This window comes from Wolbachia endosymbiont of Ceratosolen solmsi, assembly GCF_017869155.1.
Classification (GTDB): Bacteria; Pseudomonadota; Alphaproteobacteria; order Rickettsiales; family Anaplasmataceae; genus Wolbachia; species Wolbachia pipientis.
On sequence record NZ_CP054598.1, the window covers coordinates 969172 to 985687 of the forward strand.

At 35.9% G+C, this 16516-nt stretch carries 12 protein-coding genes, 1 tRNA gene and 4 pseudogenes; 8 read left to right on the forward strand and 9 right to left on the reverse strand.

From position 1 onward, the window contains the following. Positions 1-291: pseudogene (locus HUB95_RS06650) on the forward strand (IS3 family transposase); the annotation flags it as partial. A 475-nt stretch (positions 292-766) separates the two neighbouring features. Here HUB95_RS06650 and HUB95_RS04780 read toward each other — a convergent pair. The 8 genes from HUB95_RS04780 to HUB95_RS04815 form a co-directional block, all read right to left on the reverse strand. Next, positions 767-1372, reverse strand: a complete 606-nt coding sequence (locus HUB95_RS04780; protein ID WP_015588785.1) for an OmpA-like protein — start codon at positions 1370-1372, stop codon at positions 767-769. A 120-nt stretch (positions 1373-1492) separates the two neighbouring features. Continuing rightward, a complete protein-coding gene (leuS, locus tag HUB95_RS04785) occupies positions 1493-3943 on the reverse strand; it encodes a leucine--tRNA ligase (protein WP_209452360.1) in 2451 nt (816 codons plus the stop codon). Between the two features lie 12 nt (positions 3944-3955). After that, positions 3956-4552: a murein hydrolase activator EnvC family protein gene (locus HUB95_RS04790; RefSeq protein WP_209452361.1), complete on the reverse strand. Its 597-nt coding sequence runs from the start codon at positions 4550-4552 to the stop codon at positions 3956-3958. A gap of 45 nt (positions 4553-4597) precedes the next feature. Continuing rightward, positions 4598-4924, reverse strand: a complete 327-nt coding sequence (locus HUB95_RS04795) for a MerR family transcriptional regulator (RefSeq protein ID WP_197907337.1) — start codon at positions 4922-4924, stop codon at positions 4598-4600. Continuing rightward, positions 4924-5229: an integration host factor subunit alpha gene (locus HUB95_RS04800; RefSeq protein ID WP_006279881.1), complete on the reverse strand. Its 306-nt coding sequence runs from the start codon at positions 5227-5229 to the stop codon at positions 4924-4926. The genes HUB95_RS04795 and HUB95_RS04800 overlap by 1 nt, the downstream gene beginning before the upstream one ends. Positions 5230-5289: 60 nt before the next feature. Beyond that, on the reverse strand, positions 5290-6477 hold the full coding sequence (locus tag HUB95_RS04805) for an MFS transporter (protein WP_209452362.1): 1188 nt from the start codon (positions 6475-6477) through the stop codon (positions 5290-5292). Positions 6478-6763: 286 nt separating this feature from the next. Then, entirely contained in the window at positions 6764-8266 is a 1503-nt protein-coding gene (locus HUB95_RS04810) for a leucyl aminopeptidase (protein ID WP_197907335.1), read from the reverse strand. A gap of 96 nt (positions 8267-8362) precedes the next feature. After that, positions 8363-8995, reverse strand: a complete 633-nt coding sequence (locus tag HUB95_RS04815) for a protocatechuate 3,4-dioxygenase (protein ID WP_209452363.1) — start codon at positions 8993-8995, stop codon at positions 8363-8365. A 428-nt stretch (positions 8996-9423) separates the two neighbouring features. Here HUB95_RS04815 and HUB95_RS04820 point away from each other — a divergent pair. Further along, positions 9424-10010, forward strand: a pseudogene (locus HUB95_RS04820) (DUF6444 domain-containing protein); the annotation flags it as partial. Between the two features lie 7 nt (positions 10011-10017). Here HUB95_RS04820 and HUB95_RS04825 read toward each other — a convergent pair. Next, positions 10018-10423, reverse strand: a pseudogene (locus HUB95_RS04825) (IS4 family transposase); the annotation flags it as partial. A 219-nt stretch (positions 10424-10642) separates the two neighbouring features. Here HUB95_RS04825 and HUB95_RS04830 point away from each other — a divergent pair. The 6 genes and pseudogenes from HUB95_RS04830 to HUB95_RS04855 all read left to right on the forward strand — a co-directional run bounded on the left by HUB95_RS04830 (position 10643) and on the right by HUB95_RS04855 (position 16511). Beyond that, the gene (locus HUB95_RS04830; protein WP_015588780.1) at positions 10643-11590 is read left to right on the forward strand and encodes an IS110 family RNA-guided transposase; all 948 of its coding nucleotides are present in this window, start codon (positions 10643-10645) and stop codon (positions 11588-11590) included. A gap of 199 nt (positions 11591-11789) precedes the next feature. Next, a pseudogene (locus HUB95_RS04835) lies at positions 11790-12062 on the forward strand (hypothetical protein); the annotation flags it as partial. Between the two features lie 214 nt (positions 12063-12276). Continuing rightward, positions 12277-13200 carry a hypothetical protein gene (locus HUB95_RS04840; protein ID WP_015588779.1) on the forward strand — a complete coding sequence of 308 codons (924 nt, stop codon included), beginning with the start codon at positions 12277-12279 and terminating at the stop codon, positions 13198-13200. A gap of 66 nt (positions 13201-13266) precedes the next feature. Then, positions 13267-13344 (forward strand) — tRNA-Arg (locus tag HUB95_RS04845). Positions 13345-13426: 82 nt separating this feature from the next. Next, positions 13427-14545 (forward strand): molecular chaperone DnaJ, encoded by a 1119-nt coding sequence (gene dnaJ, locus HUB95_RS04850; RefSeq protein ID WP_015588778.1) that lies wholly within the window; start codon positions 13427-13429, stop codon positions 14543-14545. 331 nt (positions 14546-14876) lie between these two features. Beyond that, positions 14877-16511, forward strand: coding sequence for a ribonuclease J (locus tag HUB95_RS04855; protein ID WP_012673044.1), 1635 nt, complete (start codon positions 14877-14879; stop codon positions 16509-16511). Positions 16512-16516: the final 5 nt, after the last annotated feature.

Here is a 16516-nt window from a genome sequence, read left to right on the forward strand (position 1 = left end):
CAAAAATCTACTATTACATAGTGATAAAGGTTCACAATATACTTCGCAAGGTTATCAATATCTCTTAGCTGTAAAGAATATAGATGAGTCATAAAGGTTGTTGTTACAACAATTCTGTTGTGGAAAGCTTCTTTAGCTCATTGAAAAGAGAAATACTTATTGATACTTCACAACACTCTGCTCAACAAACTAGAACTGCAATATTTGAATACATAGAAATTTTTTATAACAAACAACGTCACTATTAACTATTGCATTCCAGAACAATTTGATGCATCATTCTTTTTGTAAAAAACATTCCAAACTTTCTCTCCACTTTTTCTGGGTAAGGTCAATTGACAACTGTCCACTTTCTATTCCCATGGATTCATATTTTTTGCCTTGACCAAGAAAAAATTCAGCTATTGCCTTACTTTCTCTTGCAACAACTTCTTCCTTAACAATTTTTCCTTTCTCATCAACGATACTTATAAAAGTTTCTTTTAGTGAGATCGCTATAATATTCCATGAGACTGCTCCTACTAATAAAAGTTTAAATTATTTTTGAAGAACTTATTCTACTGAATTCGTTACTTCGTGCTAAAATAATGGACTCCATCATTCAACAGCAATTACAGTATGTTTACCCTTTTTCTTGTTATTTTTCTAATCTATAGTCAGCGTTCAAAACCATATTCGAAAAGTATCTCATATATTTCCAGATTTTTTTAATGCTGTTTATTTCATCCTCAACATTGCCTCTACCTTTATGAACTAAGTAGCAGCATTAAAAATTATAACGTATTCCTACTTCTAGAATCGCGTCCGGTATTTGTACTGGTGGTTTAAAGCCACTTAGTTGCCCGCCTGCGGTAATACCAACTGTACCAACTATCTGTGGAGCAATTTCATAATCAACACCGACCTTTAGTTTATAGGAAATAGAACCCAGTATTTTATCTACTACAGATGCCTTCTCTCCAGCAGCTTCAATATCTTTGCTTGCAGGTTCACTTGTACCACTGTTACCAAAGCCAAAAGGTATTACTTGTAGGTATCCTCCTAAACCTCCGCTGACATATAGCTTAACGGGATCAATATCAAGGTTAGGGTAATAACGGTAATTTGCTAATAAGCTAGCCCCCATTTTCTTTTCTTCTTTACCAAACATATCACTTATGTCAGTGAGAACCTCAAGTTCAAACTTAGAGTTTTTGTCATGATGATAACCAAAAACAACGCTAGGTTTTATTTTTAAGCCACCACCCCATCCAGCACCAAAGTTTAAACCTGCATAATACTGATCTTCTGACTTACTTGCACTATTATTAGCTGTACCTGCTAGAGATGAAGTGAGCAACACAGCTAAAGCACATAATCTTTTCATTTTCATATAACTCCTCATACAAAAAAAAATATATAATGCATAAGTATATATCCTTTATATTAAAAAGGATATAATCGCATGTTAAAAAGAGTATAACCATGAAGTCAAAGATGCGCTACGGATTTTTTATATAACTATATTTACTATCTTATTTGGTACAGCATATACAGTGCGAACTTTGTTTTGATCGATCTTACTGGACACAGAGTCTATCGCTATTTTCTTCAATTCTTCTTGAGGTAAGTTAATTGCCACTTCGATTGTCGCACGCAACTTTCCATTGATCTGCACTGCTATAGTTACCGTATCGTCAACTAATAATGATTCATCAGCTTTTGGCCAAGGTTGACCTCCTATTTCTTGCCATAGGCTTTCAGCTAAATGCGGCATAAATGGTTCGATTACTCTGATTAGTATGCATATACCTTCATTAATAAGAGATTTTCCAGCTGCTACGTCTATTTCAGCTATTAAATTTGTCATTTCACGAAATTTTGCCACTACACAGTTTAATCTGCAGTTTTCCAAGTCATCTGTAAGTCCATGTAAGAGTTTATGAATTTTTTTTCTGTACTCTAGAAGTCCACACGTAACACTTTTGTTATCATAGTGCATATTCACAGGCTTAAGCTGCATGACCATACGCCACAATTTATTTACATAACGAGAACAACCTTCCACACCATCATCGGACCATTCCATATCTTTCTCTGGAGGAGTGTCAGACAACACAAACAAGCGGGCAGTATCAGCACCATACTTTTCTATGATAAAATTTGGATCAACTGTGTTCTTTTTCGATTTGCTCATTTTCTCGACTTTTCCAACTTGAACCTTAGCTCCTTGTGCAATCAACTCTTTTGCTTCTGCGGGAAATAGCCACTTACCATTTTCGTCTTTATAAGTTGCATGGCAGACCATTCCTTGAGTGATTAAAGTAGAGAAAGGCTCTTTAATATCAAAATAGCCACATTTGGTTAAAGCACGGCAGAAAAATCGTGAGTAAAGCAAATGCAGAATTGCATGCTCTATCCCACCTATATAATAATCAACAGGCATAAAACGATTACATGCATCTTTGTCTATTGATTTATCTTCACTACAGAATGCAGCAAAATACCAGGAAGACTCAAAAAAGGTGTCGAATGTATCAGTTTCACGCTCTGCTTGCTTTCCACATTTTGGGCAATCAACGAACTTCCAAGTTGGGTGTTTATCAAGCGGATTACCACCACTTGTAAATTCCACATCTGTTGGTAGAACTACAGGAAGGTCTTTTTCTGGTACTGGAACAGTTCCGCAGTCTCTGCAATATATGATAGGTATAGGGCATCCCCAATAACGTTGTCTCGAAATTCCCCAATCATGTAAACGATAGTTTGTTGTTTTCTCACCTATCCCTTTTTCTTTGAGCTTTTTAATGATTACTTCCTTTGCTTCACTAACCGTCAATCCATTTAAGAATTCAGAGTTGCACATTATTTCGCCGCCAGTGTAGGCTTCTTCTAGAGTCACTATGGCTTGTGCACCCTTTTCACAAATAACAGGAATAACCGGCAAATCGTATTTCTGTGCAAATTCAAAATCACGCTGATCATGTGCAGGGCACCCAAAAATCGCGCCTTCCCCATATTCCATCAACACAAAATTCGCTATGTAAAGCGGCAATTCCTTATCAAGAAATGGATGCTTGACGTTTAATCCGGTGTAAACTCCTATTTTTTCGTCATTTTCCTCCTTTGCTTTCATGCCATCGATAAAGTCTCGTATTTCTTTGTCCTTAAGATCCTGCACAATAGGGTGTTCTGCTGCTACCGCAAAAAAAGAAGCTCCAAACCAAGTATGAGGAGAAGTTGTAAAAATCTTTAATTTCTTATTTAAGCCAACTATTTCAAAATCTATAGTTACCCCTTCAGATTTTCCTATCCAACGCTCCTGCATTGTTTTGACTTTTTCTGGCCAATTTTTCAAACTTTGCAGACACTTGAGTAAATCTTCAGCGAAATCAGTAATCTTTAAAAACCACTGGGATAACTTACGTTTTTCAACAACGGCGCCTGACCGCCATCCTTTTCCATCAACCACCTGTTCATTTGCAAGCACTGTTTGGTCCACTGGATCCCAGTTAACCCATGATTCTTTTCGATAGGCAAGCCCATGCTTTAAAAAATCCAGGAAAAATTTTTGTTCGTGTTTGTAATAATCAGGCTCACATGTGGAGAGTTCACGCTCCCAATTATAAGAAAGACCTATAGATTTCAACTGTGTACGCATATTATCTATATTCTCTTTTGTCCATGTTTCGGGGCTAATATTGTTATCCCTTGCTGCATTCTCAGCTGGTAATCCAAACGCATCCCAGCCAATTGGATGCAAAACCTCAAATCCATTAGCTCTCTTGTAACGCGCTATCACATCCCCTATTGCATAGTTACGTAAGTGTCCCATATGAATTTTACCAGATGGATATGGAAACATTTCCAACACGTAACACTTTTCTTGTTTACCACTCTTGCTTACAGAAAAATCCCATTTATCTTGATAAAATTTTTCAACACTTTTAAAATCATATTTCATATAAATCCAAATTCAATTACAGTTCATATGCATCAAAGGATCAACCGCTTGGCCATTATGTCGTATTGTGAAACACATCTGTGGATCTTTATCTTGTGTGCTTGATTTACCTGCAGATCCAATTACTTGACCTTGCTTTACTTTATCGCCAATTTCAACATGTATGTTTTTTAAATAGGAGTACACAGTCATGTAATTATCTTTGTGTTCCACTATAATTAAATTTCCATACCATCTCAGCCCTTTGCCTACATATATCACTTTGCCTGGTGCAGAGGAAACTACGTTCGTTCCATTTTGAGCAGCAATTTTTATGCCATCCTTACACATTTCATCAGAAGAGGTAGCTGAACCTTTAACTGGCATTACAAATTTACAATTTACCCCCACATTTTGTGTATTATTGTTATCTTTGTATATCCTATTTATGATGGCTTTTCTACTTTCTTTTTGCACTGAAGGCTCCCTAATTAAATGGTACTCTCTTGTATATTCCAGATCTCTTTTTCCGTAAAATTCTTCGCCTTTAAGCAGCACAGATGCAGGTTTTTGCAGGCCACAGCCTATTAATATTGCTAATAACATAAGAAATGAGGCTATATGCCACATTTTAAACTCTCACAAAACTCCAAAATTTTAGCGAGACGTAGTGTTTCACGCCTGCTTGTTACTTTCCTCGTTATTTATTTTACTAGTTAAATAGTCCCTCAAATCGGTGAGTTCTTGCAACAAATTCTTTGTGACTTTTATATCATTACCAAATTCTTTTTGCACTCCTTTTATTGTATATCCTTTATCATATAGCATGTATTTTACTTTCTTTATGGCCTCTATACACTTGCGATCATATATCCTTCTTCCTTTACGCTTTGTAGGCTTAATTTGATGAAATTGACCTTCCCAAAATCTCAAAACATGCTGTTCCAAATGTAGCTCTTCAGCTACTTCCCCAATCGTATAAAATAATTTTTCCTTGTTCATTAATTATTGATTGATTTTTTTATAATTTTTGAAGGCCTAAAAGAAACTGAATTTCTTGCCTGAATCATCACTTTCTCCGATGTATTTGGTATATTTCCTGGTCTTTCCTTCTTTTTCTTAACCAAGAATGTTCCAAATGACGATATTTTTACTATTCCATCCTTTACCAAGCTTGTCTTTATTTCGTCCAATATATCATCTATTATCGAAACAGAGTCTTCCTTTGATAATCCTATTTCTTGGTTTATATCTCCAGCTATCGTTGCCTTAGTTACTGTTGTGTCTTTTGTTGTAACGTGATCCATTATTGATAAATATTACAATACGTAAATATAATATAGCAATCGACTCGAGATTCAGCTACTTTATTTTTTAGAGTATGTCTCTTTTGTTGCATAATTTAAAATACCGGCAACTATCAATATCGCAAATATTGCAAAAAGTGCCATTTTATGATCTGTAAAAAGTGCTAACATTGACACTATAACTCCACTGCCAATAAACATAAATCCATTGATAATGGATGATGATGTGCTGATGTATTTTCGTTTCACAATCTCGCTGCCGGCAGTAAAATTAAGCATATGTCCTCCCGCAAAAAACCCGAACATTAACATACAAAAGTACACAACGTGGACTGTTAAATGGCTGTATAGTAAAATAATAATTGAGACGCCTTGCAATAAAGCAAAAGCAGAAATTACATGTTTCCTATTTTTAAATAAGTTTGAGATTCGATCTGCAATTGGAGCACCAACTGCAAGACCAAGCCATAGTATTGCAGTTGCTATACCTGACTCCATTGCATTGAGTTCTGAGTTGCCCAGTAACCTTGGAGCCCACAAGGTATTAAGTGCTAAAAATGTTCCAAAAGTAATAGCACCCACCACTGAAGTTATCCAGATATCTCTTAATTTTAGCACTGTTAATATAGAGCACATTACTGTCTTCATAGAGCTTTTTATTGTGCGCTTTTCTGAGCTGCTTTCTGGAAGTGTGTTTGGACAAAAAAGCGTAAGTACAAATATCAACACACCAAATAGTATTATGCATACAATCAGATTTTTCCAATATGCATCTTCGGCAAGCAAGTTAGAGAACAGTATCTGAATTACCAAAGCAGAAAGGCTTGAAATTGTCTGCACTAGTGAAAACATTAGTCCAAATTGGGCAGCGGAAAAACATATGCTACTTGTGTGAGCAGCACCAATAAAACCAAATGATGCTCCAGTTGCAATCAACACTTGAGACAAAATCAAATGGGAGAAATTGTCACTATTAATAAGGACAAAAAACCCCAAGATCATAGTTGATAACGAGAAAAAATAAATTTTTTTACTGGAAAAAACATTAAACGTTGCTCCACTAAAAAATTGTAAGATGGCGAAAGTCCAAGTATATGCTGAATTAGCCAGTGCAACTTGCGCGATTGTAAGTCCAAGTTCCTTTTCGAGATTTACACTTATAAAGGTATAAATTATCTGAATGTTGCTGAATATAACAACCAAGTTACTAATCAGCCAAATGAACCAAGCCTTAGCTCTGCTTTCCATAAGATTTATTTTTATAAGTAATCTATTAGAAATTTAACACTAAGTCTCTTTTTAAGCTATTGTTTCCTGACTACTGTTATAGCTAACCCAAAAAACGGTTTCCCTACGTCATGCCGCCGCGGTATCTCAGCCGCTAACAAGTAGCGGGATGACGGTTGTCAGGGTGTCATGAAAGTAGCTGACACTGGAATCCAGAAAAAAAGAAATATGTATCAGCTACTTTCATTTGCTGCGCCTCGAAAATAAACGTTCATGTAGCTAAGCCATAAATCCAGTATAAAGACCTTTAATCATTGGCTTCGTAGTACTTCTCAACCAACTTATTAAGTAACCTTACACCAAAACCTACTGCTCCTCTTGGACAAATGTCAGTACCTTTCTCGTGCCAAGCAGTGCCTGCGATATCTAAATGTGCCCAGCAAGTTTCATTCACAAAACGCTGTAAAAACTGTGCAGCCATTATGCTATCTCCACCAGAGCCTGCAGGAGCGATGTTTTGAACATCAGCAATCGGTGAATCAATAATTTTGTCATAAGTTTCATTCATAGGAAAACGCCATAACTTCTCATTTACTTCATTTCCTGCATCAATCAGAAGGTTTGCTAATTCATCATTATTTGAAAAAAGACCAGCATATTCGTTATTTCCAAGTGCAACCACTATAGCACCAGTTAAAGTTGCAAGATCAATCATAAATTTTGGTGAGAATCTATCTTGCGTATACCATAAAGCATCTGCAAGTATGAGCCTTCCTTCTGCATCGGTGTTCAACACTTCTATTGTTTGTCCAGACATTGAAGTTACTACATCACTTGGTCTTTGAGCATTACCACCCACTGCATTTTCTGCAAGTGCGACCACGCCAATTGCATTTACTTTTGCTTTTCGTCCTGCTAAAGCATGCATCACCCCAACCACAGTAGCAGAGCCTGCCATGTCATATTTCATCGACTCCATACCACGTGAAGGTTTGAGTGATACTCCACCAGTGTCAAACGTTATACCTTTACCAACAAAAGCTATAGGCTTTTGTTCTTTAGAAGCTCCATTCCATTTTATCACTACTAATTTTGGTTCTTTACTACTTCCTTGTGCAACTCCAAGCAAGGCTCCCATTTTTTTCTCTTCCATCTGCTTTTTATCAAGCACCTCGATTTCAAGGCCAAGCTTAGTAAGTTCTTTTTTTATATGATCAGCATAGGATTCTGGATATAGAATGTTAGGAGGCTCTGTTATAAAAGAGCGCGCAAGAAATATACTCTCACCTTCTTGCCTTAAGTGCTCAAATGATCTTTCAGCATTACTTAATTGTTCATCTTTTACTAATACGGTAATCTCCTCTACCTCTGTAATTTTCTCATCCTTTTTAGTTTTATACTTATCAAACTTAAAACTACGCAGAAACGCACCATATGCAACATTTGCTGCACTACCTTCGATTAAAACCGCTGCTTTTTTAATTTTTAATCTGCTTAGCTCACAATATATTTTACCACCAATATTTAATTCTTTATTTTCATTCCATTCATCCTTCTTACCCAGTCCAACAACTATAACATTTTTTTCTTCTGGCAAAGCAGTAGAGAAAAATTCACCAAAACTTCCATTGAAATCGCTAAATTGCTTTATATTATCTATGACCTGTTTTCCTTGCAAAACTCCGCCATCATTTACGGTTTCGTTGTCTTCAAATAAACCCATTACTATTGTTTTAAAATCGGGCGAAATTTTAGAAATTGTTATTTTCATTGCTGGTATCTCCGTTGCAAATAATTGTAAACTGTACATAAAACATAGCAAAAACATCAGTAAGATATTTTTCATATACATCCTAAGTACAATAACACTTAAGTTTACTATGGACTCCCTTACATGCAAGGTTTTTTATCTTTTATTAGAGAACTTATTATATCCGCCCAAGGTAATGTTAAACGTATAGGTTTTTATGACCTGATCACTGTAAGTAAATGGTGTTATGAGAAGGCTTGCAAGCCCATTACTAACAAAATCTTCAAGAACAGGATCAGAGCAATTATGGTCAGCAAAAAACATTTGCGTTGTGAATTCTGGAAAATCCGGATGTTGAACTAGAAAGTTGATATGTGAAGCTCTATCACCAATTTTACCAGGTGCTATCGTAATAAAATTATAATAGCCAAGATTATTCACTACAAACCTTCCTGATCCAGCAAAATTCAGATCATCCTCTATATTCTTATCGTAATGGTTCACGCCGCGTGAATTCGCGTGCCATATAGAAACTACAGCATTTTGTATTGGTAAGCAGTTTATATCAGTAATTCTACCCACTATGTGTATTAATTCCCCTATTGCACTATTTGGAGAACCAGGTTTTCTTCTTAAATTGTTTGAAGAGTTAAAATTTTTTGGCCTTGCATCAAGGTCATATATTTCTGGAGTTTCAATGCAGTTGAGCAAAACAGGATCAGCTGCAAATAGCGGCAAACTGAATACCATTTGTACTAAAAACGCTAATAAGATATTTTTCACATTCATTTCATTTATAATAGACTTCTTGCATAACCATATAACAAACTTTTATTGGGAATAGAAACGAAAAACTTCCTTGACAAGCTTCGCCAGCCCATTATCATAAAACTGAAGGTATTCAGTTATCTTCATCTGTGCAGATTAAACAGCAAGAAAACAACGTAGTTGGCGTCTTATTTTTAATTTTTTGCACTATGTGCACCTTATGTCTTCACAATATTTCTAGGTTTTTACCTACACAAGCTGAAACGCGCTTATAAGTCGTTCAAGACAGTATAGTACGCCAATTTGCAGGATTAGAGAGTGACAACTAGCTAACACGGGGTTTCTTTTGCCTTTTTTCTGTTTAGTAAATTGTATCCGTTCAGCGGAGTGGTAGAATAAGGTAGACAAAGTGATCTAAAAAGATAATCATAAAGCAAAAGTGAGGTAATGTGGTAAACCTTTTAGAACTTTGCAAAAATTTACAGCAAAAAATAGAAAAACTGGAAGCAGAGATAGAAAACTTAAAAGCAGAAAATAAAGCTTTAAAGATAGAGAACGCTGAATTAAAGGAAAGGCTTGGTTTTAAACTCGAAAAATTCATCTCTACCGAGCTCTAAAGAATTGTACAAAACAAAAAAGGACAAGCCAAAAAGCGAAAGGAATGTTGGCGATCAGGTTGGGTATAAAGGAAATTTTCATGCCACAATGGAAGCGGATAAAGTAGTAAAAATAGAGTTGCCTAATATTTGCGAATGCGGAGGAGAGCTTGTAATATGCGAAAAACCTTATGTTCACCAAAAAGTTGATCTTCCGGAAATTAGGCCTTATGTAGTAATTGGAACATGGTCGTTGTTGGAGATGCAGAAAAAGAAAAAGTAGCAAGTTACCAGAAGGTGTTACGCCAGATACATTTGGTCCAAGGGTTAAGTCTATAATTGCAGCACTTAGCGGATTTTACAAAAACTCAAAGCATGAAGTGGCTAGTATCATAAATGACATTTTTAATTTGAACATAAGTGTTGGCAGCATATCAAATCTTACTATTACCCACAAATATGAGGTTCGTGAGCAAGTCGCCATCCTTCTTCTAGATCAAAGAAACGTCTCCACCCTTTCCAAAGAGTAATTGGTCCTGGTTTTGGGTCGCTTTTTCTTGCTAAATGACCTCCAAGTTCACGAAACGGCTTCTTTTATAGTAGGGGCTATATTTGGACATGGTTTCCTGTGTATTTTAACATATAAAACTTTCCATTCTTCCTCAGCTAATAAGGCAGTACATGGTAATGTTGGGTTAGTTCTTGCAATTGATGTAATAAAGAAAATTCTCCAAGCAATAATGCTCATGACTGTTAAATACCTCATTAATCTTTCTGCTGTTCCAAGTCTACATTCCTCAACTTTGAGACCAGATTTTAAAATCTTATGCAATATCTCTATTTTCCATCTAAGGAAATTGTAAGTTAAAAACGTGATATAAAAGAGATAAGAGAGAAAGATAACCCTGCTCACTAGGAATAGCGGGCGTGCGCGACCGAAAGGAAATTGGTATTACAACCGTTGGTATCAAGGTACGCTAGCCCTATCTCTCGATACGTTTGAATAGTTGCTTGGGACATATATATGCACCCGTTTACAATCTTAAATTAACTAAAACTATCGAGGTTTATTATGGTTACATCTTATCAAAATTTTATTGGCATTGACATCGGAAAATTTAAAAATGTCGTTGCAATTCACAAACAGAAGAATGCTGTCGAATTTGATAATAATGCTTCTGGTTGGCAACAATTATTTCAAGAGTTTTCAGATATTCTACCTAATGCTTTAGTGACTTTAGAAAATACAGGGAAATATGAGCTTGGCTTATCACATTTTCTTACCGACAAAAATATTGCCGTGCATCGAGCTAATACTCGTAAAGTAAAAAGCTTTATTTTATCTCACGGAGCTTTAGCAAAGTCTGATAGATCAGATGCAAGAGCTCTTGCTCAATATGGATTTGAACGCCATAGAACTATCTCTCTATTTGTACCTACCTCTACAGAACAATCAACTTTGGCTGCACTTTGTCAACGTCGTGATGATATTACGCAAATGAGAACTCAAGAAAAATGCAGACTTGAAGCACCGGAAAATGATCATATAAAAGAAAGCTGTCAAAAGACCATTGAGTTTTTCGATAGTCAAATAAACGAACTCAATGATACTATACAAAAGATTATTGATGAAAGCCGCGAATTACAACAACGCCAAAAAATTCTTAAAACAGTTCCTGGAATAGGTAAAAAGTTATCACAAGATTTTTTGTGTTTAATGCCAGAGCTTGGTTACTTAAACAGAAAAGAAGTAGCAAGTCTTGCCGGAGTTGCACCGCATCCAAAAGAAAGTGGTAAAGCTGTTGGTTACCGAAGGATTACAGGTGGTAGAAGTAACGTTCGTTCAAAGCTCTTTACAGCCGCTATGGCTGCTACAAGGTCAAAATCTATACTTGGCGCCTTTTATTCTAAGCTTGTTGAAAGTGGTAAGAAGAAGATGGTGGCTATAACAGCCCTAATGCGTAAAATTATAGTAATTGCTAATACAAGACTTAAAGAAGCAATTAATTTGCATACTTAAAAATCTTCACAACGGTAACTAAAATTGGCTAATGAATATGTGCGTCCACACAGACTTAAAGCACATATTCATTAGCTTAAGCAGAAATTGCTGTGGTAGCTGTTTGATATAAAATTCTATTTCTATGACAAACGGGTTTTTATTGCCCATATAATTTGCAAAATTACACAAATAAAAAAATTTTTAAAAAACATAGTTGATAGCAGAAAAAGCACCAATAATAAAGTTAGCCTACGATGAGTTAGACAAGTTTTGCTGGAATGAGAAAGATTTAGTAGCATATGAAGAAAGAATAATGGATCTGCGGAAAGAAGAAGCCATTCTTGAATACAAACTTGAGGAAGGTATAGAGAAAGGAAAAATCGAAGTTGCAAAAAATTTACTTAAAGCTGGTGTATCTGTTAATTTAATAGCTGAATCCACTGGCCTTTCTCAAGCTGAAATTGTACAGCTTAAGCAAGAAGTAGCCTAAGTATCACGTTTTTCAGGGCTTTTTTAGCTCGGCAGTGGTCTGAAAAGTCCATTTTTCACTTTATAAAATGTTTATATTTTACCACCTACTTTATTTGAATAAGTTCTTCTGCCACACTCTGAACGGATACTTGAATCAGGCTCAAGTTGACAAGTAGATGTTATCTTGTTATAATAAATATTTATTAATTTAATCTTAACTTAAGAGGGTATTTATGGTAGCAAGTGATAGTGTTTTAAAAAGGTATGCGTTAGCCTATATAAAGAAATTAGGTAATAATAATAATATTGAAGGGTTTCTACAGTATTGTAATAATACACCGAATTTAACTTGGAGCAAGGAGAATTTTAAAAATGTGTATGAAGAATTTACACATCCAAATTCAAGCAATAGGCACGATACAGGAAGCAGAAATGATCAATATAACGCAGGGAATAACGCACAACCTACAGGCTCTCAGACTACACATATACATGTATACAATGATAGAGGTTTAGATTTTTGGGATTATTTACTACTTCGCAGCCTGTTTGGTGGTCATACTACAGTTATAAATAACCCTGGTTTCAGTAGTGGTAGCCATCAAAGCAGAGAAGATAAGAAAAAAGACTCAGAAGACAATAGAAAGTTATTAGCTTTAGGTATGGTAGCTGCAGTTGTGTGTGTTGCTTTCCATGCTGGTATGTGTTTTTGGTATAACAGCAGCAGAAAAGTGGCTAGAAAAGAAGAAAAAATAGATTACCTGGATAGTAAATTTAAAACGTTCAGAAATATAGAATTTGCGGTTGGCGCTGTTTCTTTGGCAGCTTTGGTAGCTTGTGCTGTTTACCCAGTCTTACCAGTGTGGGGTTTAGTTATCCTTGGCGTTAATTCTCTTGTGTGTTTTACTGGTGGTTTAGCTTTTCATATGAAGCATGAGGAAGAATCAGAAAATATCGAGAAAGCTGAAAGAGCGGTAGATAGCTATCTTAAACAAGGGCATGGTTATGGAGATTCTTCTCGTTATGATGCACCACCTCCTTACTTTTCTCAAGATCCTAATACTACTCCAACTGCTCCTCCTCAAAATGCATTTGATAATCCTTATTTGCAACAGAAGTTTGGGAATTGTAAGGGGTTCACGCGTGATAAAAATTAACAGTTTTATTTTTAGCCAAATTAATTGAATCAAGCTACAAAACCTGCTAAAGTTAACTTTGTGAAAGCACCCTTAGCTCAGTTGGATTAGAGCATTTGACTACGGATCAAAAGGTCGGGCGTTCAAGTCGCTCAGGGTGCACCACATTTTATAGGAAACAGAAGTCACACTTGAAATTAATATATGTAATACCTATCTTTAAAGGTTAAACACTAAACTATTATATATGAGCAAAAAAGACTACTATGATCTGCTGGAAGTAGGCAGAAATGCCAATATTGATGAGATAAAAAAAGCATATAAAAAATTAGCGTTAAAATATCATCCTGATAGAAATCCTGGCAATAAAGAAGCAGAGGAAAAATTTAAAGAAGTAACAGCTGCATATGAAGTTCTGTCTGACTCTGAGAAAAGGGCAGGCTATGACCGTTATGGCCACGAAGGTGCTTCTGGTGGATTTCAAGGCTTTAGCTCTGCAGGAGATTTTAGCGACATATTCAATGACTTCTTTGGTGGAGGATTCGGTGGTGGTGCAAGTAGATCGAGAGCAAAAAGAAGTACAACAGGAGTATCTGGAGCAGACCTACGTTATGATCTTGAAATTACCTTAGAAGATGCATTTAAAGGAATACAAGCGCCTATACATTATGTGACAAATGTAAAATGTGATACATGCCAAGGCACAGGTGGCGAAGGAGCAATTAAACCAGTTCAGTGCCACACATGCCAGGGAAGCGGTAGGATTAGAACTCAACAAGGCTTTTTTACCATCGAAAGAACATGTACTACATGCTATGGGGAAGGAGAAATAATACAAAACAAATGTAAGAAATGTGGTGGAAGTGGACGTAGAAGAGATGAAGTAAATATATCCGTTTCAATTCCAAAAGGCATAGAAGAAGGAGCTAAGGTAAGGATAAGTGGTAAAGGAGAAGCTGGAACAAAAGGTGGAAAAAGTGGAGATTTATACGTATACGTGAAAATAATTTTCCATAAAATCTTTGCTAGAAATAAAGCAGATTTACACTGTAAAGTGCCTATAAGAATGACACTAGCAGTGCTTGGTGGTGAAATCGATATTCAATCAATTGATGGAGCTAAAATAAAAGTAAAGGTCCCTGAAGGCACTCAAACTGGTACCAAACTACGTTGTAGGGAAAAGGGTATGCCATATATGAACTCACATGCTCGTGGTGATTTATACGTACAGGTAATAGTTGAGACTTTAAATCCAAAAAATTTAACTAAAAAGCAAATTGAACTATTAAAAGCGCTTGAAGAAGAGGAAAATGCAAGTGTACAACAGCAATCTGAAGGGTTTTTTAGTAAAGTAAAAAAAAAATAAGAAATCTGCTAAATGACATAAAGGGGTAACTGTTTACGGGTTTTCATTTAATCCTGCAATTTTTTGATCTCACTCATGGAAAACTTAACAATAATTAGCCAATAGAAACTTCTTAGCTCCTTATAGCCAAAGTGGCTTAGGTTTACCTACAATTTGAAAAACAACAAATTCGTCATTCCGCTACTCGTTAGCGGAATCTATACCGCGAATAAATCGCGGTATGACGTTGGGAAACCTTTCTTGGGTTAGCTATAAAACTATGTAAAAGCAATAAATTTCTTTATTTAAGGTCGAAGTTTTGCTATTCTCAGGTTTTAATAATTTAAATTTAATGAATATAAACAAAAATGAGTTTTTATTTCTTCCGCTTGGGGGAGTAGGAAGAATCGGGATGAATGTTAGCCTATATCATTACCAAGGTAAGTGGATTATGATTGACCTTGGTGTTGGTTTTGCAGATGAAACTATGCCAGGTGTTGAGCTGCTCATTGCTGATATAGATTTTATTGCTCAAAGAAAAAAAGATTTACTTGGAATAATAATTACACATGCACATGAGGACCACTGCGGTGCAGTGCCCCACTTGTGGGAAGAGTTGCAGTGCTCCATATATACAACAAAGTTTACGGTTAATTTTCTTAAAGAAAAACTAAAAGAATTTCGATTGGAAGGTATAGTGCCTGTAAAAGAGGTAGACATAAATGGCAGCATAAATTTGGGTCCTTTTACCGTCGAGTTTATAAATGTAACTCATTCAATTCCTGAGGCAAATTCAATATTAATTAGCACTGAAATGGGTAGTGCACTCCATACCGGAGACTGGAAATTTGATCCAAAACCTGTTGTTGGATTAACTTCTAATATGGAGCGTCTAAAAGAAATTGGCGATAAAGGTGACCTGCTTGCAGCAATTTGCGATTCAACCAATATATTAAGCAAGCATCACCCTGAGTCAGAAGGTGAAATTTATAATAATATTTATAACATAATAAAGCGGTCTAAAAAATTAGTTGCTGTTTCGCTATTCGCTTCAAATGTGGCACGAATTGAAACGATAAGCCAAGCTGCAAAAGCACTAAATAGAAAAGTAGTTTTACTTGGTAGATCTTTATGGAGAATAGTGAAAGTTGCGCAAGATAGTGGTTATTTAACTGATTCTCCTCAGTTTCTTGAAGCAAAGGAAGCAGTAAATTTTCCAAGGGAAGAACTGGTGCTACTTTGCACAGGTTGTCAAGGTGAGCCACTGGCAGCTACCGCAAGACTTGCTGCTAAGAGTCATCAAGCATTTAAAATGCAGCAAGGTGATACCATGATCTTTTCGTCAAAAATCATTCCTGGAAATGAAACTCGTGCGCACAACATGCTCAATGCCTTTATTGAGATGGGGGTAGAAGTTATTACTGAAAAAACAGAGCATGTTCATGCTTCTGGGCATCCAACAAGAGAAGAGCTAAAGGAAATGTATTCTTTAATAAAACCGAAGATGTCTATTCCAGTTCACGGCGAATATATTCACACGCATGCACATGTAAAATTTGCTAAAGAGTGCGGTGTGGCAAAAGCAATAATGATTGCACCAGGTGATATTGTTAATTTGGAGAACGGAGAAAAAGTTGATTCAATTGATGTTGACTACTTTGGTATTGATGGTATGCTGCTACGTCATCCGGAGAGCAGTGTTATAAAAATGCGTAAAAGGATGAGAGATGCCGGAGTTATTGTGGTAACAGCAGTTGTAAACAAGAAAAATAAATTGCTTGCTAAACCAAAAGTATTTGTACCTGGTGTTTTTGAAGTGCTAGAAGATGCAGCTACCATACAGAAAATTGTCAAGAAAGTTGAGTCGTTGTTTAGTTTGCAGCCAACAAAAAAAATTAAAAATAAGATTGAAAGTTCAATATTGAGTATCTTAAAGGAATATTTACTAAAAAGGCCTATAATTGAGGTTCAGATAGAACAGGTATGAAATGA